Raw genomic sequence first — 22,764 nt, forward strand, 5'->3', positions numbered from 1 at the left:
CCCGTGCGCGCCGACGTCTCACCCCCTCAAGCCGTGATCCTCGCCGGCGGGCTCGGCACCCGGATGCGCCCCCGGACAGAGCGCACCCCGAAATTCCTGCTGCCCGTGGCCGGTCGGCCGTTCGGGGCGTGGCTCCTCGAGCGGCTCGCCGCGGCGGGCTTCGCCGAGGTGGTCCTCTGCGTGGGTCACCTCGGCGACGCCATCCGACAGGCGATGGGCGACCGGTTCGCGGGTCTGCCGCTCCATTATGCCGACGACGGCCCCGATCTCCTGGGCACGGCCGGCGCGCTGCGCCGCGCGCTGCCCCAGCTGGCTCCTGTGTTCCTCATGACCTACGGCGACTCCTACCTCCCTTTCGACTACCTGGCCCCGCTCCGGGACCTCTGCACACACCCCGGCGCGCTCGGCACGATGGCCGTGTACCGGAACGAGGGTCGGTTCGACGCGTCGAACGCCGCGATATCGGGCGATCTGGTGGTGCGTTACGAGAAGCGGCGCGCGGGCGCGCCGTCGGACCCTGCGCTCGACCACATCGATTACGGCGCGACCGCGCTCCGCCGCGAGGTCGTCGAGGCGCTGCCAGCCGACGCGCCGCTCGGCTTCGAGGTGGTGCATCGCGACCTCGCGGCGCGCGGCCGCCTCCGGGCCCTCGCGGTCGCGGCGCGCTTCTACGAGATCGGCTCGGAGCAGGGCCTCCGCGATCTCGAGGCCGCGCTCGCGACCGCGGCCGCGACGGAGGCGCGGGGATGATCGTCTCTCGCGCTCCGGTCCGCTTCTCGCTCGGCGGCGGCGGGACCGATCTGCCTGCGTACTCCGGCCGCTTCGGCGGCTACCTCGTGTCGGCCGCCATCGACAAGTACATCTACGTGACGGCCAACAAGCGCTTCCACCGGGACATCCGCCTCGCGTACTCCAAGACCGAGATCGTCCCCTCGGTCGACGCGATCGAGCACCCGATCTTCCGGGAAGCGCTCCGGATGCTGGGAATCGAGCACTCGATCGAGCTCACGAGCGTCGCGGATCTCCCCGCGAACTCGGGCCTCGGCTCGTCGAGCTCGTTCACGGTCGCCCTCCTCAACGCCCTGCACGCGTACAAGCGCGACTTCGTGTCGTCCGAGCAGCTCGCCCGCGAGGCCTGCTCCATCGAGATCGAGCGCCTCGGAGAGCCGATCGGCAAGCAGGACCAGTACATCGCCGCTTACGGCAACGTCACGGCGTTCACGTTCTCTCCGGACGGCTCGGTGCACGTCGAGCCCGTCCCAGTCCGCGACGAGGTGCTGGACGAGCTCGAGAGCAACCTGCTCATCGTGTGGAGCGGCGTCGAAAGGCCGGCCAGGATCGTGCTCTCGGAGCAGGGCCGGCGGCTGCAAGACCTGGAGCCCGAGGTGGTCGAGCGGATGCACCGCATCAAGGAGATCGGCCGCGACGTGCACCGCATCCTCGTCACGGGCAGGCTCGACGACTACGGCGAGCTCCTGCACGCTCACTGGACCCAGAAGCGTAAGCTCGCGTCCAAGATGACCGACGAGGTCCTCGACGAGATTTACGAGATCGCTCGAGGCGCGGGGGCGCTCGGCGGCAAGCTGATGGGCGCCGGCGGCGGCGGCTTCTTCATGTTCTACGTCCGGCCGGCGGAGCGGCGCCGGGTGCTGGAGGCGCTCGCCGCGAAGGGCCTGCGCGTCCTGCGCTTCCGCTTCGATCTCGACGGCGCGCGCATCGTCGCGAACCTGCACCGATCGTGAGCGGGCGCGCCGGCGCGCCCCCTCCTGCTGGGCATTTCAGCGGGACTCTGGCTATAGATCGGCCATGCCTCAGAGCACGCACGACTTCGTCGAAAAGTACCTCCGCGAGACGTCCGAGATCGCCCTCGCGACGAGCCCCGACGACATGGCTCGCGTCATCGAGATCCTCTTCGATGCGTACAGGAGCGATCGCACCATCTACACGTGCGGCAACGGCGGCTCGGCGGCCAACGCGAGCCACCTCGCCTGCGACATCGCCAAGTTCACGTGGGTCGACGGCAAGCGGCGCTTCAAGTGCACCTCGCTCTGCGACAACGCGGCGCTCCTCAGCGCCCTCACCAACGACGTCGGCTTCAACCGGATCTTCCTCGAGCAGCTCGACGGCCGCGTGGTCGCGGGCGACGTGCTCGTGTGCCTGAGCGTGCACGGCGGCTCGGGCGCCGATCGCGCCGGCCCGTGGTCGCAGAACCTCGTCGCCGCCGCGGATTTCGCGAAGAAGGCGGGGGCCAAGGTGGTCGCGCTCGTCGGCTACGACGGCGGCGCCCTGCGCCAGATGGCCGACGCCAGCGTGATCGTGCCGAGGACGCGGGCGGGCTACACGTCGACGCCGCACGTGGAGGGCTTCCACGAGGTTTACCACCACCTCATCTGCGAGCGGCTCCTCCAGCTCGTGGCCGAGAGCTGAGCGCCGCATGGCGAGGCGCGGGATCCTGCTCGACCGCGACGGCACGCTCATCGACGTGGTGCGCGATCCCGAGCTCGGCGTCGTCGTGACGGCGTTTCATCCGGATCAGATCCGCCTCCTCCCCGGCGTACTCGAGGGGCTGCGGCGCCTCGCGGGTGCCGGGTTCCTGCTGGCGATCGCGACCAACCAGCCCGGCGCGGCGAAGGGCCAGGTCCCGTGGGGGGCGATCGAGCGCACGAACCGCGCGCTCGTCGATCGGCTCCGCGAGGCCGGCGTCGCGATCGCGGCGCTCGCGGTGTGCCCGCACCACCCCGAGGGCGGGCCGGGCGGCGATCCGGCGCTCATCGGCCCGTGCGATTGCAGGAAGCCGAAGCCGGGCATGCTCACCGCGCTCGCGCGCGATCTCGATCTCGACGCCGCGGCGAGCTGGATGATCGGCGACGCGCCGAGCGACGTGGCGGCCGCACGCGCGGCGGGCATGCGGGCGGGCCTCATCATGGATGGACGCCGCTGCGAGCTGTGCCCGCTCCGCGGCGAGGCCGATCTCCCGTGCCCCGATCGCGCGGCGCCGCGCCTCGATCTCCTGGCCGCCGAGATCCTCGCCGAGCCGCGCGGCTAGCGGGCTCTGGCGCGCCACGCCGCGCCGCGCCGCCCGATAGCCCGCGCGCGGTGTGCTACCGTCCCGCCGTGACGCCTCCTCCGGATCACGACGGCGGCGCGCTCGACGATCGGGGCGCCCGCGACGACACCCCGGCCACGGCGGCCGAGCTCGATGCCCGCCTCTCGGCGGCCCGCTACATCTCCGATCCGTCGACCTCGCTCGCGCTCTGGCTCGCCCTCCGGATGGATCGGCCGCTCCTGCTCGAGGGGCCGGCGGGCGTCGGCAAGACCGATCTCGCCCGCGCCGCCGCCGAGGCGCTCGGCCGAGGGCTCATCCGGCTCCAGTGCTACGAGGGCCTCGACGAGGCGAAGGCGCTCTACGAGTGGGACTACGCGAAGCAGATGCTCTACACGCAGCTGCTGCGCGACGCCGTCGCGAAGGAGATCGCCGGCGCGGCGAGCCTCGCCGCGGCTGCGCGCGCGATCGCGGGCAGCGAGGCCTCGTTCTTCAGCGAGCACTTCCTGATCGCGCGCCCGCTCCTCGCGGCGCTCCGGAGCGCCGCGCCGGTCGTCCTGCTCATCGACGAGGTCGATCGTGCGGACCCTGAGTTCGAGGCGTTCCTCCTCGAGGTGCTCTCCGACATGCAGGTCACGATCCCCGAGCTCGGCACGATCCGCGCCGCGCGCCCGCCGCTCGTCCTGCTGACGACGAACGCGACGCGCGAGATGACCGAGGCGCTGCGCCGCCGGTGCCTGCACGCGTTCCTGGACTACCCGCCGCCGTCGCGCGAGGTCGCCATCCTGAAGGTCGCCCTCCCGGGGATCGAGCCCCGCCTCGCGGCGCAGATCGTGGCGTTCGTCGGCGCCCTGCGGGCCATGGATCTGCGGAAGTCTCCCGCGATCAGCGAGACGATCGACTGGACCCGCGCGCTGCTCCTGCTCGGCAAGCGCGCGGTGACGCCGGAGATCGCGCGCGACACGCTCGGCGTCCTGCTCAAGCACCAGAGCGACCGCGGCGACGCGGAGGCGAAGCTCGGCGCCCTCGTGCGGGCCGCCGAGCACGCGGGCGCGGGCGAGCCGGCTACCTGAGCTCGGCCACCTTCTCGCCGAACAGCTTCTCGAGCCGCCCGAGCATGGCGTCGTTGGGCTCGACGCGGAGATCGCGCCCCAGCGCCAGCACCGCCTCTGCCCCGTCGTCGAGCTGGATCACGAGCTGCACCGGGCACACCCCGGGGCTCGCCCGCAGGAGCGCCCCGAGCCGATCGATGTGCTCGCGCCTGGCGCTGCGCGACTTCAGCGTGATCGCCACGCTCCGGGTCTGCGCGAGGATGGCGTCGGCGAGCGGCTGCACCTCGTCGAGCAGCAGGGTCGGCTCGCGCGGCGCGGCCTCGGCCTCCTCGGCCCCCTCGTCCACCATCGGGAAGCTGATCTTCCCGGAGATCAGGACCGGCTCCCCTCGGTTCAAGAGGTCCGCGTAGCTCTCGATCTGCTTCTCGCGCACCTTGACCTCGACCCGGCCCGTCGTGTCCTCGAGCACGAAGAACGCGATCTTTCCGCCGCCCCCCTTGAAGATGCGCTCGCGGTAGCCCTCGACCATCCCGCCGACGCGCACCCTGGCCCAGGCATCCATGCCGGCGAGCGCGCTCACCGCTGTCACGTCGAAGCGGTTCAGATCCACGCCGTACCGATCGAGCGGGTGCCCCGAGACGTAGAACCCGAGCGACTGCTTCTCCCGCGAGAGCGTCTCGCGCAGATCCCAGTCCTCGGTCATCGGGTAATCGTCCAGCCTCACCTCGCTCTTGGACGCCACCGCCGCGAACAGGCCGATCTGCGCGCTGTTCCGCTCCTTGCTCGCGGAGCGCGAGCGCTCGAGCGCCCTGTCGATGCCGGCGAACGCCCTCGCCCGCGAGATGCCGCGCGCGTTCAGGCTCGCGTCGAACGCGCCGCACTGCACGAGCGCCTCGAACACTCCCTTGTTGACCCGCCGCGGATCGACCCGCTCGGCGAAGTCGAACAGATCCGCGAACGCGCCGCCCGCGTCCCGCGCCTCGAGGATCGCCTCGAGCGCCGACTCGCCGACGCCGCGGATCGCGCCCATTCCGAAGCGGATCTTCGGGTCGTACGGGTCCCTCACCCGCGAGCCTCCGCGGCGGGTGCCGGCCATGCGCTTGCCGTTCGTCGCCGGCTTCGCGCTGTAGACGACGGTGAAGTCCGTCTTGGACTCGTTGATCTCGGGCGGGAGGATCTCGACCCCCCACGCGCGCCCCTCCGCGATGATCCGCACGACCTTCTCGATCTTGTCGCGGTCGGCGGTCATCAGCGCGCAGAGGAACTCGACCGGGTAATGCGCCTTGAGGTACGCCGTCTGGTAGGTGAGCAGCGCGTACGCCGCCGAGTGGCTCTTGTTGAAGCCGTAGCCCGCGAAGTACTCGAGGAGCCCGAAGATGCGCTCGGCGTCCTCGCCCTTCACCCCGTTCTTGAGCGAGCCGTCGACGAACGTCGCCTTCTGCTTCGCCATCTCCTCGGGCTTCTTCTTGCCCATGGCGCGCCGGAGCAGATCGGCGCCGCCGAGCGTATAGCCCGCGAGCTTCTGGGCGATCTGCATGACCTGCTCCTGGTAGACGATGACGCCGTACGTCGGCTGGAGGAGCTCGTCGACGAGCGGGTGCATCTTCTCGATCGGCTTGCGGCCGTGCTTGCAGTCGACGAAGTCCTTCACCATGCCGGTGCCGAGCGGACCGGGCCGGTAGAGCGCCACGGCGGCGACGATGTCCTCGAAGGCGTCCGGCTTGAGGTCCTTGAAGAGCTGCTGCATGCCGCTCGACTCGAGCTGGAACACGCCCGTAGTCTCGCCCGACTGGAGGAGCGCGTAGGTGGCGGTGTCGTCGAGCGGCACCGTGTTCACGTCGAAGCGCTTGCCCTCCTTGTCCGCGAGGTCCGGCCGCGCGTTCACGAGCCGCACCGCGATGTCGATGACGGTGAGCGTCTTCAGCCCGAGGAAGTCGAACTTCACGAGCCCGGCCAGCTCGGCGTCGTCCTTGTAGTACTGCGTGACGAGCTGCTCGCCGTTCTTGAAGCAAGGGACGTGATCCCAGAGCGGCCCCTCGCTGATCACGACGCCGGCGGCGTGCATGCCCGCGTGCCGCGTCAGCCCCTCGAGCTTCTGCGCCTGCTTCAGGAGCTCCGCGACCGTGGGATCGCTCTCCTTGAGGGCCTTGAGCTTCGGCTCGATGTCGAGCGCCTCCGGGATCGTGTACATGATCCCCGGGCTCTTCTGCGGGATGAGGCTCGCGATCTTCTGCGCCTCGTTCGCGGGGAACGCCATCGCCCGCGCGACGTCCTTGATCACGCTCCGCGCCTTGAGCTCGTGGAACGTCGCGATCTGCCCGACGGAGGGTTTGTCGGCCTCCTTGCTGTACTTCTTGGTGACGTAGGAGATGACCTCGTCGCGCCGGTCCATGCAGAAATCGACGTCGAAGTCCGGCATGCTCACGCGCTCCGGGTTCAGGAAGCGCTCGAACAGCAGGTTGTACGGCAGCGGATCGAGATCGGTGATCTCCATGGCATAGGCGACGAGCGAGCCCGCGCCCGAGCCGCGGCCCGGCCCGACCGGGATGCCGTGGTCCTTGGCGTACTTGATGAAGTCCCAGACGATGAGGAAGTAGCCTGGGAAGTCCATCTGAACGATGACGTTGAGCTCGACGTCGAGCCGCGCGCGGTAGGTCGCCTCGTCCACTCTCCTGCCCGTCTGCGCGATCTGGGCGAGCCGCTTCGTGAGGCCGTCGTGCGCCACGTGCCGGAAGTACGACGCCGAGTCCGCGAACCCGCTCGGCAGCGGGAACGTCGGGAGCATCGGCTTGCCGAGCTTGAGCTTGAGCGTCGAGCACCGCTCGGCGATCTCGAGCGTCGAGCGCACCGCCTGCGGGTGGTCGCGGAACAGGTGCATCATCTCGTCGGCGGGCTTGAGGAACATCTCGAAGCTGCCGTGGTGCGCGGCGCTCGCCTCCGCGAACGTGCGGTTGGCCGCGATGCACGACAGGTAGAGCTGCCCCTCGCCGTCCTCGCGCGCGCCGAAGTGCGCGTCGTTGGTCGCGACGAGCGGAAGCCCCAGATCGCCCGCCGCCCGCGCCAGGATGCCGTTGAGCACCGACTGCTCGACCAGCCCGTGGTCCTGCAGCTCGACGTAGAGGCTCCCCGGCTGGAAGCAGTCCCTGAGCCGGCTGAGCGCCTCGCGCCCCTCCCCCTCGCCCTGCTCGAGGATCCGCTGGGCGACCACGCCGCCCATGCAGCCGGTCAAGCCGATGAGCCCCGCGCTGTACTGCGCCACCGTGTCGAGCCGCACGCTCGGCGCGAGCCCGCTCGCGGGATCGACGTGCCCCTTGGAGACGATGCGGACGAGGTTCTTGTAGCCCTCCTCGGACGCGGCGAGCAGCACGAGGTGATCGACGGGCGTCTCGTCCACGCCCGAGCGCGACACCTGCCCCGCGGACGCGCCCCAGCTGCGGGCCACGTTGACCTCGCAACCGATGATCGCGCCGATGCCCTGGTCCTTGCAGGCCTTGTAGTGCTGAATCGCCCCGAACATGTTCCCGTGGTCGGTCAGGGCGACGGCGCGCATTCCCAGCGATTTGGCGCGTGCGGCGAGGTCCTTGACGCGCAGCGAGCCGTCGAGGAGCGAGTACTGCGAATGCACGTGGAGGTGGATGAACTCAGCGGTCACAGCAGGCTTCCAGGTGGCTTCTCATCGTGGTGGTAGTCGGGAAAGACCGGTAATCGGGGAGAGGGCGCGGCGAGCGAGAGCGGGAGGCGTCGGGACAATCCACCAGCGCTCGCCGGCGAGCTCACATATAGCGCATTGCGCAGCGGGGATCGCGCTTGATGAGCCGCGCAGGCCGGCGCTAGCATGTGCGCCCGTCTGAGAGCACTTGCCTGATCTGGGGTGGGGTTTCCAGAAAGTGAGGTCGATGATGCGTCAATCCCGTATCGCCGTCGCGGTGTATTTGGCGACCGCGCTCGTTTCCGTTGCCGGTTGTGGCTCCGAGGCCGCGGCGCCTGTCGTTCAAGACGTCGACCTCGGTCAGCCGCCCGCGCCGGGCCCGGAGCAGGCAGGGGATGGCGAGGGCGTCGCGTTCGCGATCGACCGGCTCTTCCTCGGCGATACGGATCGCGACGGGAGGAAGGCGGCCGGCAGCTGGAAGCAGTACGGATTCAACCTCGACGGCAAGGTGTCCAGCACCGTATCACAGGACCTGTGCAAGCCGGTGGACGACACCGGCCCTTCGGAGGTCTATCCGGACGGCGCCGACGGGATCGACAACTCCTTTGGCAGCAAGCTCGTCGGCCTCATCTCCAACCTCCTGACCGACCCGTCGACCAGGGTCAGCGACGCCATTGGTAAGGGCGATTTCACGGTGATCTTCAAGGTCGACGGGCTCGGCGAGCGGCCTTCCTACAACCCCCTCACCGCGAAGCTCTACGGCGGCGCCACGCTGGGCGCGGCGCCCACCTGGGATGGCACCGACCGGTGGCCTGTCGTGCCTGAGCTCCTTGACGACGCTCAGGACGTCGAGAGCTCCAAGGTCGTGTTCCCGGCCAGCTACGTCGTCGACGATACATGGGTGTCGGGCCCGGATTCACAGGTCACGTTCCGGCTGAACCTGACGGTCTCGGACACCATCATCGGTCTCACGATCCGCAATGTGAGGATCGCGATGGATCTCGCGCCCGATCACAAATCGGTGGTCAAAGGCACCATCGCGGGTGTGCTCGAGACGGCTGTCCTCGTCGAGGAGCTCCGCGGCGTCATCGGCGCCGTACAGCCGAATTTCTGCGAAGGCGCGGCGCTGGAGACGATCCTCGACCAGGTCCGCCGCGCGTCGGACATCATGAAGGATGGCGGCCAGGACCCGAGCAAGGAGTGCGACGCCATCTCCATCGGCATCGGGTTCACCGCGAGAGCGGTCCAGCTGGGCGAGATCGCGCCGCCTGCCGTGACGACCGGCGTGCCGTGCCAGCCGGCGCCCGCAGACGGAGGCTGAGCGCCGCGCGACTCCCCTCCACCGGCGGCCGCTGCGTCGAGCACGCCTCCTGGGCTTTGCGGGCACCTCCCGGGTGCCCGCGCCCGCCGGAATCCACACAGCCTGCGACGTACAACCTGCTCGGTCGGCTCCGACCGTCCGCGAAGATCGTGCTCGCGCTTGAGCCGTCGCGCCCCCTGCGAGCGTCTCAAGGAGCGACCCCGCCCGTCCAGGGTACGCGCTCAGGCGAGGGAGGTCTTGCCAGCGCGCTCTCTCGGTCCGCCCGCTGGTGGGCGGGCCGCGAGGCGCCCTCTTCCTGGTTTCGTTCGTCCTGACTTTTCGCTAGAAGGCGGCATCGCTTCGAGCGTCCACCACGCAAGTACCCGATGGCGGTGAAGATTCATGGCGAGCTGCCGTCCAAGGGCGTCAGCCCGGCGGGTCGCCGACGCGAGCTCTGGCTCGTGCCCCTCAGAGGAGAACAAGGTCCATGCGTAGATACGTCGCTTCCGTTCTGTGCGCCGTGATGATGATTGGCGCTGCCGCCGCGACGGCGGGTTGCACGGCCAGCGCCTCGTTCGGCTCCGGCAAGGAGCCGGCGGCCGCACCCCCGCCCCCGCCTCCGCCGGAGCCGAAGCCCGAGCCGAAGGAGGAGAAGAAGCCCCGCCCGCGCTTCAAGCTGACGTTCAAGCTCAAGGGCAACGAGGTCGCTCTCCCCGGCCCGGTGGTCTTCGAGACGAACAGCGACAAGCTGCTTCCCGAGAGCGACGAGGTCCTCAACCTCGTCGACGACTTCCTGAAGCAGCGGGAGGACGTCAGCCTGCTCCGCATCGAGGGCCATACCGACTCGGACGGTGAGGACGCCGCGAACCAGACGCTGTCCGAGAAGCGCGCGATGGCGGTCGCTCGCTGGCTCGTCGCGAAGGGGCACGACTGCAAGCGCTTCATCGCCGTCGGGTTCGGCGAGACCAAGCCGGTCGCCGACAACGGAACGCCCGAGGGCAAGGCCCAGAACCGCCGCACCGGGTTCTTCATCGCGGCGATCAAGGGCAAGGCGGTCGACAAGCAGCCCGTCGACGGCGGCGGCAAGGTCGCCGGCGACGCCTGCAAGTGATGCCGCTGCGCCCGGGCGCGCTTCGGGCCGCGCACCGCGATCACCGCGGGCACGGGCCGTCGGGGCGTTCGCCTTGGGCTGATGGCAGACGGCTGCACCCGGTGGCCGGCGCGCAGCGCCCTTCGGGGCGTGCCGGCCGCCGGCGCCGCTGCGTTCTCCGCGCTCGCCGGAGGCCAGCGCCGCCCCGCGATCCTTCTTTTCTTGCCTCCCCCACCAGCTTCACTATCGGTACGTCTCCACGACATGCGGAGACGTCACGACAAGTCCCTGGGTCGCCTCCTTTCCATAGCCGTCCTCTGGGTCGGCCTCTTCGGCTGCAACTCCGGGGCGGGCGACGTCCGCCAGTGGACGCGGGACGACCACGATCCGCCGAACCCCGGCGAGGGGCAGGGCGGCAAGGTAGCCGCTCGACCGATCGCGTCGGATGAGACCGATCCGGGGCTGATCGAGCTCGCCTGGCAGCGGAACTGCTCCACCTGTCACGGCAGGGCCGGGCGCGGCGACGGCCCGCAAGGTCCGATGGTCCGCGCCCCGGACCTCACCGATGCGGCGTGGCAGGATCGGGTGACCGACGCCCAGATGGCCGACACGATCAGGAAGGGCAAGAACAAGATGCCCGCGTTCGACCTGCCGCAGCCGGTGATCGAGGGCCTCGTGAAGCGCGTCCGCACCAACCGCGCGCGCTGAAGCCCGATGAGCTCGACCTCGCAGCACGATCTCGATGAGGCGCCGGAGGAGAGGCCGCCGGAGCCGGAGACCCGACCGCCGTGGCTCCGACGTCTCGCGCCAGCGCTCCTCCTCCTGGGTGCGCTTTATGCGGGGAGCATCTTCTTCAAGCGGATGCCCGAGGAGCGGGAGGTCGAGCTGCGGCTCGATGACGCAGCGACGGTCGAGCGGCTCGACGTGACGTGGACGGATTCTTCTTCGGGCGACCGCGCGGACGACGCCGCGCCGGTCATCGACAGCTCATGGCGGTTCGCCGAGGGGACGGCCCCACGGGCTGTCTTCACGAAGGTGTCGCTCCCGGACGGCGTCTACCAGGTGGCGATCACGGTCAGCAGGAAGGGCGAGCACGACGTGACGAGCCGGGCCGTCACGCTCGCAGACGAGTCCCGGATCACGCTGTTCGTCCACTGAACGGCGCCCCGCGCGCTCCCGCAGGCCTCGCGGAGCGCGCTTCGGTCGGCGCTCCTGGAGCGAGCCCAACAGCATCCAGATGGGCCGGAGACCTGCTGCCGCTCATTGCGGTCGCCCGGCGCACGAGACCGTTGACGCCCGGAAACCGACAAGCAAGGCAGCGCCGTGAGTTGGAGGCGTGTCTCTGAGGTACCACCTCGCGTCCAGCAAGCCGCACGCAGTCCTTGATGAAAAACCTTCGTCTTTGAATACAAGACATTGTTATTGCTGATGTTTTACTGCTTCCAGTGGCAGCGTTTCGGGTGGGAATGGAATGTGAGAACGAATTCCCTTGATGCGTTCCCCCCGAAACCGCTACTTCTTGGCCCGCGGAAGCAGGGCGTGGCACCTTATCCTACAACCACTTACACGCTCTAACTGGGACGACCGTGGTGCATCGTGGTGCCCCCCCGGAGGGAGCGACCATGCGGCCTTTACAGTGCCGCTGGAGGCGGAGAAGGAGAACCGATGAGGATCACCCCGTGGTATCTGGCTGCGCTCGCCCCGTTCGCCGCCATTGGTTGCAGTGGCGCCTATCTCGGCCACGCCGCCGTTGTCGCATTGACGATCGGCATCTTCCTCGGGACCCTCTCGCTCGGCCGCACCCCGAGCTCGAGCCCCGCCCCGCCGAACGCCCCTGTCTCCTGACTTTCTCGCCCAGCTACCGCCTGCTGCACCTCGACGCGAGGGTTTCCCGAGCGCACGACAGCGCTGGCGCTTACGCTCGGGGAGCGTGAGGTCATGACGCAAGACGCCTCCGTCGGCCGACTCAAGCGGCTCGAAGAGTTCACGCTCATGGACCTGGAGTCCGTGCACCTCATCCTGCGCGGCGACTCGGTCATCGACTGGAGGCGGCTCAACCTGCAGGGCGAGCAGGCGGCGCGGGATCTCTTGCTGGCGCAGGAGTTCCGCCCGGACGAGCCGGGGGATCGCGCCCACCTCGAGAGCGTCAAGAACGAAGCGATCGCGTACCTGCGCCGCCATTTCGAGTTCCCGATCCCGAGCCCTGTCGCTCGCGCCTCGGTCGAGGAGATCCTGCTGCTCGCCTCGGGCAAGGGCCACCGCCAGCTCTGCGCCTGCACGATCCTCAAGGCGATGCACATCATCCATCACCTGGCCGGGCGCGAGCTCCTCTTCTCGATCCCCATGTCGGACCAGGACGTCTTCCACCTCGTCGAGGAGAAGGTGTACCGGGTGATCGGCGGCATGCTCGCGGCGGGCTTCCCGATCACCGAGTTCATCGGCGGCCGGAAGAACAAGGACTCGCTCTACACGAAGCTCCTGTCGAAGACCGACACGACGGCGGCGGCCATCTACGACAAGCTCCGCTTCCGCATCGTCTGCCGCACCGTGGACGACCTGCTGCCGGTGCTCCTGTACCTGTCCGAGCGGCTGTTTCCGTTCAATTACGTCGTGCCTGGCGAGAGCACGAACACGATCCTGCGGTTCCGGAGCTACTGCGAGACGCGGCCCTTCCTTCAGCCGATGCTCGACGCGTTGCAGACCGACGTCGACGACGGACTCACGGCTGGCGACAACAGCTTCAGCGATCGGAGCTACCGCGTGATCCACTTCGTCGTCGATCTGCCGGTCCGACTCCCCGCCGAGATCCTCGACATGGCGCCGCCCGCGGCCTGGGCGCTCGGGCCGATCATCTTCGTGCTGTGCGAGTTCCAGCTGATCGACCGAGAGACCGAAGCGGCGAACGAGGTCGGCGAGGCGAGCCACGCCAGGTACAAGGAACGGCAGAAGCAGGCCGTCATGCGCAGGCTCAAGCTCGGGGTCCGCTCCACCCGTGACCCGGCGAGCGGCGGACCCAAGCGAGAGCGCTAGGCGCCGCGGGATACCGTCGAGACGCCACGGCGACGAGGCCGCCAGCGCGCAGCGCACTGGACCGGGCAGCGAGCCTGTACCGCGCGGCGAGACCAGGCCACACAGCGCACTGGACCGGGCAGCGAGCCTGGACCGCGCGGCGAGCCCACGCCGCGCAGCACACCCGACCGCGCAGCGCACGGACAGGATGTCCGCGGCGGATGTGTTGGGGCAACACCGCGACGAATCGAGCGGGCAGACCGGAGAGATCCGCGGAATATCCAGGGGTGGGTGCCTGGAGAGAGGAACGCGTGAGCAGCGCGGCGAACGCCGCTGCGACGCCGGGAGCAGTAGGGCTGTCGGAGCAGAGGCCGCCGAGCGAACAGCCTGGACGGTGCCCGACGGCGCTCGATCGAGGAGGCCTTGGGACCCCTCAACGACACCGACGGACGAGCGGGCTCAGATGCGGCCCTTCAGCGCGTCGCGATCGAGGACGACGATACGGCGGCGATCGATCTCGATCACCCCCTTGCGACGGAGATCGCCCAGGGTGAGCGTGACGGTCTCGCGCGTGGAGCCGATCATGCTCGCCATCTCCTGATGGGTGAACGGCGCGGAGATGAGCACCCCGCGCGGATCGGGGATGCCCCAGCGCGTCGCGGCCTTGAGCAGGAACTCACAGAGGCGGGCCTCGACGTTGCGGAAGAGCATGGACGCCAGGCGCTCCTCGGTGTCCGTGTGCCGCTCGACCAGCGTGGTCACGATGGCGGCGGCGAAGTTGGCGTCGCTCGCCATCAGGTTGCGCACCGTCGCGAGCGGGACGAGGAGCGCCTCGACGTCCTCCGTGGCGATCGCGCTCTCCCGGTGGGCCGTGACGCCCCCGAGCGCAGCCTCGCCCAGCACGTCGCCGGCCCCTCTGTAGCCGAGCGATAGGCTGCGCCCGTCGCTCATCCCACGCACCAGCCGGACTCGGCCGAGGCTGAGCATGGCGAGCGCGGTCGCGGCGTCGCCCTGCGTCACGAGGTGACGCCCTTTCGCGACGCGTTGAATCGTCCCTCCGTCCGCCAGCGCCGACTGCGTGGCCGGGGAGGCCGCGTTGCCGATCGCGCCGCGCCGGACAACCCGCCGCTTGCGGGAGTCCAGGTCGAGTCCACCGTCGTTCCCGAGCGCGCCAGGCTGGACCCTGACGCTCCGTGCCATCGCATCCTTACCCATCATCATCGCGGCTGCTCCTGCGGTTTGCGGTGTCGCGGTCCTACTGTTCCGGGGGGCCCCCACCGGCCGGGGGGGGCCCGACTTGTGCCGGAACCTCCCACTTGCGTTGACATCCTGGATACGCGGCCCGTACCTTTCGGTTCGAGCCGGGCACGCCCCGTGAATGAACCCCTGCACGGGGGAGCCAGTTCGACCGCTCCTCCAGCTACGGACGTTGGATGCGCCTCTTTAGCGGCAAAATTACTCCCCTCACAGAAGAACTCGTCCGCGCGCTCGTGGACAACCGCGATATCGAGTGCGAATCGAAGAAAGAGGTCGCGCTCGACGTCGAGTCGGTCTTCACGAGCTACCTGCACGCAGAGCGGGAAGCGACCGAGCGGGCGAAAGAGATCCTCCAGGCACGCGGACTGCCTCAGGGCGAGTTCAACCGGGTCAAGCGCCTGGCCGCGGAGCAGAAGGGGATCAAGACCGGCGAGGAAACAATGGATTATCTCCTCGATCAGCTGCTCGAGATGCTGATGCACTCGAACAACGTCGAGGAGGTGTTCGTCGAGGACCACGACCTGCGCCGCCGGATAAGGCCCATCCTCCGGAAGTACCTCGAGATGGACGAGGCGCTGGACACCGAGGTGCGCGGCAAGCTCCGCCACGTGCAGGAAGGGTCCCGCACCTGGGAAGTCGAATACCAGCGGGTCATGGGCGAGATCCAGCGACGCAAGGGCCTGCTGTAAACGCCGCCGCCGCCAGGCAGGCCAGCTCTACACCGAGCGAGCGAACCGTCTGTGACGTTCGCTGGTCCAGCAAGACCCCACGCGACCCCGCAGCGCTCGCTTCGCGGGACGCCGCTGTGGGATAGGCACGCACTATCTACGACCGTACCCTCCGCGGAGCGTTCCTTCTGCCAGATCGGGCTTCGTCGTGGTACCGGAGGACATCATGAGCTGGATTCCGAAGGTCGAGGCGAAGCGCCACTTCTGTCATAAATGCAAGAACGAGCTCATCTTCGAGGTGAAGCTCCAGCGTGCGGACACCTGTCCCCACTGCGGTGTCGACCTCCACTGCTGCAGGAACTGCGAGAACTGGGACCCGGCCGCGCACAACCAGTGCAAGGAGCACATCGCCGAGTACATCCCGGATCGGGAGAGAGCGAATTATTGTACTTTCTTCACGTTCAAGAACGGCGTACCGGAAGACAACTCGAAGCGCATCGCGGATTCTCGCTCCAAGCTCGACAACCTTTTCAAGAAGAAGTAGGCGCCCGCTGGGGGAGCACGCACATGTCCACGCCTCGCTACTTGGTCACCGGCGGTGCCGGGTTCATCGGAAGCAACCTCGTCGCGGCGCTGACCGCCGCCGGCGAGCGGGTCCGCGTCCTCGACAACCTCGCGACCGGCCGATGGGAGAACCTCGACGGGCTCCCCCACCAGTCGCTGATCGAGCGCATCACGGGGGACATCCGAGACGCGGCGGCGGTCGCGGCGGCGGCCAAGGGGGTCGAGGTCATTCTCCACCAGGCCGCGCTCGGCTCGGTCCCGCGCAGCGTCGAGTCGCCCATCGAGTCGAACGCCGTGAACGTCGGCGGCACGGTCACGGTGCTCGACGTGGCGCGCCGGCAGGGCGTGCGCCGCGTGCTGTTCGCCGCGTCGTCCAGCGCGTACGGCGAGACGCCCGTCCTCCCGAAGCACGAGGGCATGGAGCCGATGCCGCTGTCGCCGTACGCGGTCACGAAGCTCGCCTGCGAGCACTACATGAAGGTCTTCGCGGGCATCTACGGCATCGAGACCCTGAGCCTGCGTTACTTCAACGTCTTCGGGCCGAACCAGACGCCGGACGGCGCCTACGCCGCGGCGATCCCGCGGTTCGTCGACGCCGCCCTGCAGAACCGGCCGATCCCGATCTTCGGCGACGGCGAGCAGACGCGCGACTTCTGCTTCATCGAGAACACCGTCCTCGCGAACCTCCTCGGCGCGACGTCGTCGAAGAAGTTCAAGGGGGAGGTCATCAACATCGCCGGCGGACGCAGGATCGGGCTGAATGAGCTCTGCAAGGAGATCTCGCGGGCCCTCGGGCGGGACGTCGCGGTCGAGCACCTCCCCGCCCGCGCCGGGGACATCCGCCACTCGCTCGCCGACATCTCGCGCGCGGCCGAGCTCATCGGGTACGAGCCCCGCGTGCGCTGGGAGGACGGCATCGCCCCCACGGTCACGTACCTGCGGACGCTCCGTGAGAAGGGCCCCGCGGCCGCGTCGGCCACGGTCACCTGTGGCAAGGTTCCGCTGCCCAAGGCCCAAGGGGCCTCGGACATCGGACAGAAGGCGAGCTAGGTAGAGCGGGGCGGCTCGTGCGGAGCATGACCGGCTTCGGGCTCGGTGACGCTTCGCTCACCGATGGGCGTGTCGTCGCCGAGATCCGCTCGGTGAACCAGCGCTTCCTCGACGTGCGCGCGCGGCTCCCGCGCGAGCTCGTCGATCTGACGATGTTCGCCGAGCAGGTGGCGCGCGAGCGCCTGCGGCGGGGGCGCATCGAGATCATCGTGCGCACCGAGGGCGCGGTGCTGGCCCCGAGCACGCTCGACAAATCGAAGGCGCGCGCGGCGTTCCACGCCCTGGCGGAGCTCCGCGACGAGCTGGCGCCGGGCGCCGACGTGCCGCTCTCGCTGCTCTGCGCCGTGCCGGACCTCTTCGCCCCCGCCGGCGGCCACGAGATCGCGGCCGTCCGCGCGGCGCTCAAGCTGGCCATCGAGCGCGCGATCGACGCGATGGAGGGCATGTGCCTGCGCGAAGGCGAGGCGCTCGCCGGCGACATGCGCGGGCGGGTGGCCACGCTGCGCGCGCTCGCGTCCGAGGTCGTGGCGCGCGCGGACGAGGCGCGCGAGGCGCTCAGGCGCCGCCTGCGCGAGCGGGTCGAGCGCCTGCTCCAGGGGGTCGAGGCGGGCTTCGAGGCGACGCGGATCGAGGCGGAGGTGATGCTGCTCGCCGAGCGCAGCGACATCACCGAGGAGATCACCCGCCTCCGGAGCCACCTCGACCAGTTCGGCGGCGCGCTCGCGGCGCCGGGCGGCGACCCTTGTGGAAGGAGGCTCGACTTCCTGCTTCAGGAGATGGTACGCGAGGCGAACACGCTGGGCTCCAAGGCGCAGGACGCCGCCATCTCCCATCACGTCGTGGCGATGAAGGTGGAGCTCGAACGCCTGCGGGAGCAGGTCCAGAACATCGAGTGACAGGAGAGCATGTCGACCGAAGCACTCAGTGACGACTTCCTCCTCCTCATCGTGTCGTCCCCGTCCGGCGCGGGGAAGACGACGCTCTGCGGGAGGCTGCGCAGCGAGTTCCCCGATCTGCGCTTCTCGGTCTCCCACACGACCCGGCGCCCGCGCCCGAACGAGGTCGACGGCCGGGAGTACCACTTCGTCGACCCGAACACGTTCGAGCAGATGATCCGCATCGGCGCGTTCGCCGAGTGGGCCAGGGTGCACGATCACCTCTACGGCACGAGCCTGAAGGAGATCGAGATCGCCCGCGCCACCGCGCGCGGCGTGCTGTTCGACATCGACCACCAGGGCGCGCGCCAGATCAAGGCGAGCCTGCCCGAGGCGGTCGCCGTGTTCATCCTTCCCCCGTCGCTCGCCGAGCTCGAGCGGCGCCTGCGCGGGCGCGGGACCGAGGACGAGCCCACGACGCTCCGCCGCCTCCGCAACGCGAAGGGCGAGATCGAGCATTACGGCTTCTTCGATTACGTCATCGTGAACGACGAGATCAACCGCGCCTACGAGCAGCTGCGGTCGCTCGTCTTCGCCGAGCGGTGCCGCCGCCAGCGGCGCGCGGCCCTCTGCGAGCGGCTGCTCTCCGAGCGGAGGTTCGAGCGATGAGCGCCAGCGGCGCGGGCGACGTGCTCGCCATCATCGGCGGCAGCGGCGTCTACGAGATGGGGTGGCTGGAGGACGTCGAGGAGGTCTCTGTCTCCACGCCCTTCGGGCTGCCGAGCGACGTGGTGCTCCGCGGGCGGGTCAAGGAGGGCGACGCGACCGTGCTCTTCCTGCCGCGCCACGGCCGCGGGCACCGCTTCTCGCCGTCGACGATCAACTACCGAGCGAACATCTGCGCGCTGAAGATGCTCGGCGCCACCCACGTGCTCAGCGTGAGCGCGGTCGGCTCCCTGCGCGAGGACATCGCGCCTGGCGACCTCGTCGTCGTCGACCAGTTCATCGATTTCACGAAGCGCCGGATCTCGACGTTCTTCGACGAAGGCCTCGTCGCCCACGTGCCGTTCGCCGATCCGGTGTGCCCGATCCTGGCGAGCGCGGTCCATGACGCGGCGCTCGCCACCGGCGCGCGCGTCCACCGCGGCGGCACCTATGTCTGCATCGAGGGCCCGCAGTTCTCGACGCGGGCCGAAAGCCGCATGTTCCGGACGTTCGGCGCGCACGTCATCGGGATGACCAATCTGCCCGAGGCGAAGCTCGCCCGCGAGGCGGAGCTCCCCTACGCCACGCTCGCGCTCACCACCGACTTCGATTGCTGGCACGTCGGCGAGGAGGCGGTGAGCGTCGAGGCGGTCATCACCGTGCTCAACCGCAATATCGTGGTTGCGCGGGACGTCGCGAAGTCCCTCGCCCGCAATCTCCCCGACGTGTCGCAGAGCCCGGCCCGCCACGCGCTGGAGAAGTGCATCATGACCTCGGCCGGCGCGTCATCGCCCGACGCAGAGGCGCGGCTCGAGTGGCTCATCGGCCCTCGGCGCAAGGCCGGCTGAGCCGCCCTCGGGCCCACTCGGCTCTGCGCCCGCTCCTGGAGGGGGCGCAGCGGGCGGGAGGGGCGCGGCCGGCTCTGCTGGCGTCGGGTGCGGCCGCGGCGCAGCGGCGCCGTCGCAGAAACGAAACGCGCGGCTAGCGGCTACGAACAAACCTGGCTAAGAGGCGTCCTGTGACGACCTCATCCGCGATCCTCATCATCGGCTCGATGGCCTTCGACGACCTCGAGCTCCCCTCCGGCAACGAGAGAGACGTCGTCGGTGGCTCGGCCACCTACTCGGCGTTCGCTGCCTCGTGCTTCGCTCCGGTGCGCACCGTGGCCGTGGTGGGCGATGATTTCCCCGAAGAGACCCTCGCGGCGATGCGATCCCGAGGGATCTCGATCGAGGGCGTCGAGCGCGCTCCTGGGAAGACGTTCCGCTGGGCCGGGCGCTACGACGTGGATCTCATCCATCGCACGACGCTGGACACGCAGCTCAACGTGTTCGCGTCGTTCGCGCCGAAGCTGCCGGAGACCTACCGCGACACGCCCTTCCTCCTGCTCGGCAACATCCATCCCGCGCTCCAGCTCGACGTCCTCGAGCAGGTCCGCACGCCGCGCTTCGTCCTCGCGGACACGATGAATTTCTGGATCGAGGGGGAGCCGAAGGCGGTCGCGGCGATGCTGCGCCGCATCGACACGCTCGTGGTCAACGACGAGGAGGCGCGCCAGCTGTCGGGCAAGTACAACATCCGCCGCGCGGCGAAGGAGATCCTGTCCCGTGGTCCGCGCCGGCTGATCATCAAGCGCGGAGAGCACGGCGCGCTGCTCTTCGACGAAGAGGGCGTGTTCGCCGCGCCCGGCTTCCCGCTCGAGGACGTCATCGACCCCACGGGCGCCGGCGACGCCTTCGCCGGCGGGCTCATCGGTTACCTGGCGTGCCAGCCGGAGATCACGCCGCTCGCGCTCCGGCGCGGTATGCTCCATGCGACGGCGACGGCTTCGTTCTGCGTCGAAGCGGTTGGCACGCGGCGGATCGCGACGGTGACGCGAGCCGAGATCGCGGCGCGACTGACCGAGATCCGGGCGCTGTACGAGTTCGGCGCGAGCACGATGTGAAGCAGTCTGCCCTGGAGCGGCGCTGGCGCGAGGGCCCGCCGTGTGCGGTCGCTGTTCACCTTCCGGCGCATAGCCGTGCTAGACGACCGTCAAAGTGAACATGAACCTCACCACCCGTACTTTCGCAGGCATCGCCTTGCTGGCCCCCCTCGTCTTCGGCTGCGCGGCCCGTACTGCGCCGTTCGACGAGATGGACAAGGCGCAGATCACGGTCCTCCGCCTCCAGGGGCAGGAGCTGGCTCCGACGCCCGCGGCGACGACCGGGGCCCCCACCCTCATCCCGGGCATCCCGCCCGAGCTCCAGCAGATGGGGCAGGCAGCCCTGCAGGGGCTGCAGCAGGCGCTGCCCGGGCTGATCCCGCCGAACCTCATCCCGGGGCAGACCGCCAGCACGCCGGTCCTGCCGGCGCAGCCGCGCTTCAAGAACTTCGTCATCCTCCAGCAGCGTCAGCTCACGACCAGCGACGCCGACGAGGAGCTCAAGGACCAGATCCTCGACGTCTTCGGCGACGAGGACAGCTTCACCGCGGACCGCGGCAACTGCTTCTATCCCGGCCTGGGCATCTCGCTGGTGCGGCCGAACAACCCCACGCCGGTCGATCTGCTCATCTCCTTCTCGTGCAACCAGGCCATGGGAGACGGCTTCCGCTGGCCTTACGCGACGAACGGCTTCTCGGCCGAGACCCACCAGAAGCTCAGCGAGATCTACCAGCAGCTCTGGGGACAGGCGGTCCCGCCCGGCGCGTGATCCCCTGCCGCGGCGAGGAGTTCGCCGCCTAATTTGTAATCAGCACCACATATCGTGACCGCAGGGTCCGGATGGCTAGACTTGATCGAGCTTCCGAGGTCCCGCGTATCGGTCAGGAGCGCGCCGCACGACGTCATGATCCCCCAACCCCAGCTGTTGCCGGGAAAGGAGCTCGGGCACTACGAGCTCCTCCTGCCCATCGCGCAGGGGGGGATGGCCACGGTGTGGGCCGCGCGCCACAAGGGTCGTCGTGGCTTCCAGAAGACGGTCGCCATCAAGACGATGCTTCCGTCGCTCTCGGATGATCCCCAGTTCGAGAAGATGTTCCTCGAGGAGGCGAGGCTCGCCTCGGGGATCCATCACCCGAACGTCGCCGAGATCCTCGACCTCGGCGAGCAGGACGACGTCCTCTACATCGTGATGGAATGGGTCGACGGCGAGGCGCTGTCGGTCATCGCGAAGGCGGCGAGCAAGAGCGGCGTGGCCATCCCGCTGCGCATCGCGCTCCGCATCCTCGGCCGCGCTTGCCTCGGTTTGCACGCCGCGCACGAGCTCCGGGACCCGCAGAACGATGATCTGCTGCTCGGGCTCGTGCACCGCGATGTGTCGCCCCAGAACATCCTCGTGACGTACGACGGCCACGTGAAGCTCGTGGACTTCGGGGTCGCCAAGGCGACCAACCGCGGGCACAACGATACGACCGCGGGACAGATCAAGGGCAAGGTGCCGTACATGTCCCCGGAGCAGGCGCGAGGCGATCGGGTCGATCGGCGCACCGACGTCTTCGCGATGGGGATCGTGCTCTACAAGTTGACGACCGGAGAGCACCCCTTCGCCGCAGAGAACGATCTCCTCACGCTGAAGTACATCACCTCGCGACCGGCGCTCTCACCTCGCCTGAAGAACCCGGATTTCCCGCCCGAGCTGGACCAGGTCCTGATGACGTGCCTGCAGAAGGAGCCGGAGCGCCGATACCAGACGATGCTCGAGCTGGAGCGCGCGCTGGAGGCCGTGCTGGCCAAGGAGCCGACGGTGACCGACCACGACGTCGGGGCGTTCGTGCGCGGGCTCCTGGGAGAGCGCAACCAGCGCCGGCGCGCAGCGCTGCGGGACACGGTCCGCGTGCTCGACGAGCGCGCCTCCAGCCCGCCCGAGGTGATGCTCCTTCGCGACAGCATCAGCGAGCTCTTCTTCACGCAGCTCCCTCCTGGTCAACCGAGCGCCCAGCTCCCCGCGCCTCGCCGGAGCACCCCCGCGCCCTCGCGGCCGGCGCTGCCATCCGAGTCGCTGATCCCGAGCTCGCCTGGCCATGAAACGCAGCTGGGCCCGATCGAGGTCCCGGCGGCGCGCCGCCGCTCGGGGACGCGGGTGGCAGCCGCCGCGCTCGCGCTCATCACGTTGCTGGGCGCCGGGGTGATGTGGTTCGGGCGACCCGCGCCGGAGCAGAGCGCGTCCGAGCAGCTCCCGGCGCACGCCCGCGGCGCTGACCCTGCGGCGACCGCAGCCGCGACGGGCGCACCGCCAGGGCCGGACGGCGCACCCACGCTCCTGGCCGACCACGTGGGCGTGGGAGCTCAATCCGCCCCCGAGGCGAGCGACCCGGGGCGTGGAGCGAGCGCTCCGGACCCGACGGCCAAGGGCGCGACGGCCACCGCAACCCCTAGCGCGACCACTGCTGGATCGAGCACCAGCGCGCGTAGAACCAACCCGGGCAAGCGCCCCTCGACGAAGTGGGTACCTACCGTGACCAATCCCGGGTTCTGAGCGGCCGCAGGGCACGGCAGCTCCGCGACGCGCTCCTCCTGGTAG

At 69.5% G+C, this 22,764-nt stretch carries 22 protein-coding genes; 20 read left to right on the forward strand and 2 right to left on the reverse strand.

The genetic code is table 11. The features are described 5' to 3' along the window. Positions 1-3: 3 nt before the first annotated feature. The 5 genes from WMF29_RS20415 to WMF29_RS20435 all read left to right on the forward strand — a co-directional run bounded on the left by WMF29_RS20415 (position 4) and on the right by WMF29_RS20435 (position 4,116). Positions 4-750 carry a nucleotidyltransferase family protein gene (locus WMF29_RS20415; RefSeq protein ID WP_437330441.1) on the forward strand — a complete coding sequence of 249 codons (747 nt, stop codon included), beginning with the start codon at positions 4-6 and terminating at the stop codon, positions 748-750. Beyond that, on the forward strand, positions 747-1,742 hold the full coding sequence (locus WMF29_RS20420) for a GHMP family kinase ATP-binding protein (protein WP_272099477.1): 996 nt from the start codon (positions 747-749) through the stop codon (positions 1,740-1,742). The genes WMF29_RS20415 and WMF29_RS20420 overlap by 4 nt, the downstream gene beginning before the upstream one ends. A gap of 64 nt (positions 1,743-1,806) precedes the next feature. Further along, positions 1,807-2,427: a D-sedoheptulose-7-phosphate isomerase gene (locus tag WMF29_RS20425; RefSeq protein ID WP_272099478.1), complete on the forward strand. Its 621-nt coding sequence runs from the start codon at positions 1,807-1,809 to the stop codon at positions 2,425-2,427. A gap of 7 nt (positions 2,428-2,434) precedes the next feature. After that, positions 2,435-3,046, forward strand: a complete 612-nt coding sequence (locus tag WMF29_RS20430; RefSeq protein ID WP_437330442.1) for a D-glycero-alpha-D-manno-heptose-1,7-bisphosphate 7-phosphatase — start codon at positions 2,435-2,437, stop codon at positions 3,044-3,046. Positions 3,047-3,114: 68 nt separating this feature from the next. Continuing rightward, positions 3,115-4,116 carry an AAA family ATPase gene (locus tag WMF29_RS20435; RefSeq protein WP_437330443.1) on the forward strand — a complete coding sequence of 334 codons (1,002 nt, stop codon included), beginning with the start codon at positions 3,115-3,117 and terminating at the stop codon, positions 4,114-4,116. On the opposite strand, the gene dnaE is transcribed toward WMF29_RS20435, so the two are convergent. Next, positions 4,109-7,747, reverse strand: coding sequence for a DNA polymerase III subunit alpha (gene dnaE, locus WMF29_RS20440; RefSeq protein ID WP_437330444.1), 3,639 nt, complete (start codon positions 7,745-7,747; stop codon positions 4,109-4,111). The genes WMF29_RS20435 and dnaE overlap by 8 nt on opposite strands. Positions 7,748-7,991: 244 nt before the next feature. Here dnaE and WMF29_RS20445 point away from each other — a divergent pair, with 244 nt between their 5' ends. From WMF29_RS20445 to WMF29_RS20470, 6 genes are all read left to right on the forward strand, one after another. Beyond that, complete coding sequence (locus tag WMF29_RS20445; protein ID WP_437330445.1) at positions 7,992-9,065, forward strand: hypothetical protein; 1,074 nt, start codon at positions 7,992-7,994, stop codon at positions 9,063-9,065. Between the two features lie 466 nt (positions 9,066-9,531). After that, on the forward strand, positions 9,532-10,155 hold the full coding sequence (locus WMF29_RS20450) for an OmpA family protein (protein WP_272099486.1): 624 nt from the start codon (positions 9,532-9,534) through the stop codon (positions 10,153-10,155). 243 nt (positions 10,156-10,398) lie between these two features. Further along, complete coding sequence (locus WMF29_RS20455) at positions 10,399-10,842, forward strand: c-type cytochrome (RefSeq protein WP_437330446.1); 444 nt, start codon at positions 10,399-10,401, stop codon at positions 10,840-10,842. A 6-nt stretch (positions 10,843-10,848) separates the two neighbouring features. Further along, positions 10,849-11,292, forward strand: a complete 444-nt coding sequence (locus WMF29_RS20460) for a hypothetical protein (RefSeq protein ID WP_437330447.1) — start codon at positions 10,849-10,851, stop codon at positions 11,290-11,292. 507 nt (positions 11,293-11,799) lie between these two features. Continuing rightward, complete coding sequence (locus WMF29_RS20465; RefSeq protein WP_012236385.1) at positions 11,800-11,979, forward strand: hypothetical protein; 180 nt, start codon at positions 11,800-11,802, stop codon at positions 11,977-11,979. Positions 11,980-12,072: 93 nt separating this feature from the next. After that, a complete protein-coding gene (locus WMF29_RS20470) occupies positions 12,073-13,164 on the forward strand; it encodes a TIGR04552 family protein (protein WP_437330448.1) in 1,092 nt (363 codons plus the stop codon). A gap of 438 nt (positions 13,165-13,602) precedes the next feature. On the opposite strand, the gene WMF29_RS20475 is transcribed toward WMF29_RS20470, so the two are convergent. Then, a complete protein-coding gene (locus tag WMF29_RS20475) occupies positions 13,603-14,343 on the reverse strand; it encodes a Crp/Fnr family transcriptional regulator (protein ID WP_272099495.1) in 741 nt (246 codons plus the stop codon). 233 nt (positions 14,344-14,576) lie between these two features. On the opposite strand from WMF29_RS20475, the gene WMF29_RS20480 reads away from it, so the two are divergent. The 9 genes from WMF29_RS20480 to WMF29_RS20520 all read left to right on the forward strand — a co-directional run bounded on the left by WMF29_RS20480 (position 14,577) and on the right by WMF29_RS20520 (position 22,719). Next, a complete protein-coding gene (locus tag WMF29_RS20480) occupies positions 14,577-15,089 on the forward strand; it encodes a DUF507 family protein (protein WP_437330449.1) in 513 nt (170 codons plus the stop codon). Between the two features lie 205 nt (positions 15,090-15,294). Continuing rightward, complete coding sequence (locus WMF29_RS20485) at positions 15,295-15,612, forward strand: hypothetical protein (RefSeq protein ID WP_012236389.1); 318 nt, start codon at positions 15,295-15,297, stop codon at positions 15,610-15,612. 23 nt (positions 15,613-15,635) lie between these two features. After that, positions 15,636-16,682, forward strand: coding sequence for an SDR family oxidoreductase (locus WMF29_RS20490; RefSeq protein WP_437330450.1), 1,047 nt, complete (start codon positions 15,636-15,638; stop codon positions 16,680-16,682). A gap of 26 nt (positions 16,683-16,708) precedes the next feature. Continuing rightward, positions 16,709-17,578, forward strand: coding sequence for a YicC/YloC family endoribonuclease (locus WMF29_RS20495; protein ID WP_437331146.1), 870 nt, complete (start codon positions 16,709-16,711; stop codon positions 17,576-17,578). 9 nt (positions 17,579-17,587) lie between these two features. Then, the gene (gene gmk, locus WMF29_RS20500; RefSeq protein WP_012236392.1) at positions 17,588-18,226 is read left to right on the forward strand and encodes a guanylate kinase; all 639 of its coding nucleotides are present in this window, start codon (positions 17,588-17,590) and stop codon (positions 18,224-18,226) included. Further along, positions 18,223-19,110 (forward strand): S-methyl-5'-thioadenosine phosphorylase, encoded by an 888-nt coding sequence (gene mtnP / locus WMF29_RS20505; protein ID WP_437330451.1) that lies wholly within the window; start codon positions 18,223-18,225, stop codon positions 19,108-19,110. Before gmk ends, mtnP begins: the two co-directional genes overlap by 4 nt. Positions 19,111-19,280: 170 nt before the next feature. Continuing rightward, complete coding sequence (locus tag WMF29_RS20510; RefSeq protein ID WP_437330452.1) at positions 19,281-20,207, forward strand: PfkB family carbohydrate kinase; 927 nt, start codon at positions 19,281-19,283, stop codon at positions 20,205-20,207. Positions 20,208-20,307: 100 nt separating this feature from the next. Continuing rightward, a complete protein-coding gene (locus tag WMF29_RS20515) occupies positions 20,308-20,955 on the forward strand; it encodes a hypothetical protein (protein ID WP_437330453.1) in 648 nt (215 codons plus the stop codon). A gap of 135 nt (positions 20,956-21,090) precedes the next feature. Continuing rightward, positions 21,091-22,719 (forward strand): serine/threonine protein kinase, encoded by a 1,629-nt coding sequence (locus WMF29_RS20520; RefSeq protein WP_437330454.1) that lies wholly within the window; start codon positions 21,091-21,093, stop codon positions 22,717-22,719. Positions 22,720-22,764 lie beyond the last annotated feature (45 nt).

This window comes from Sorangium sp. So ce381, from assembly GCF_051473845.1.
GTDB classification, from domain to species: domain Bacteria; phylum Myxococcota_A; class Polyangia; order Polyangiales; family Polyangiaceae; genus Sorangium; species Sorangium atrum.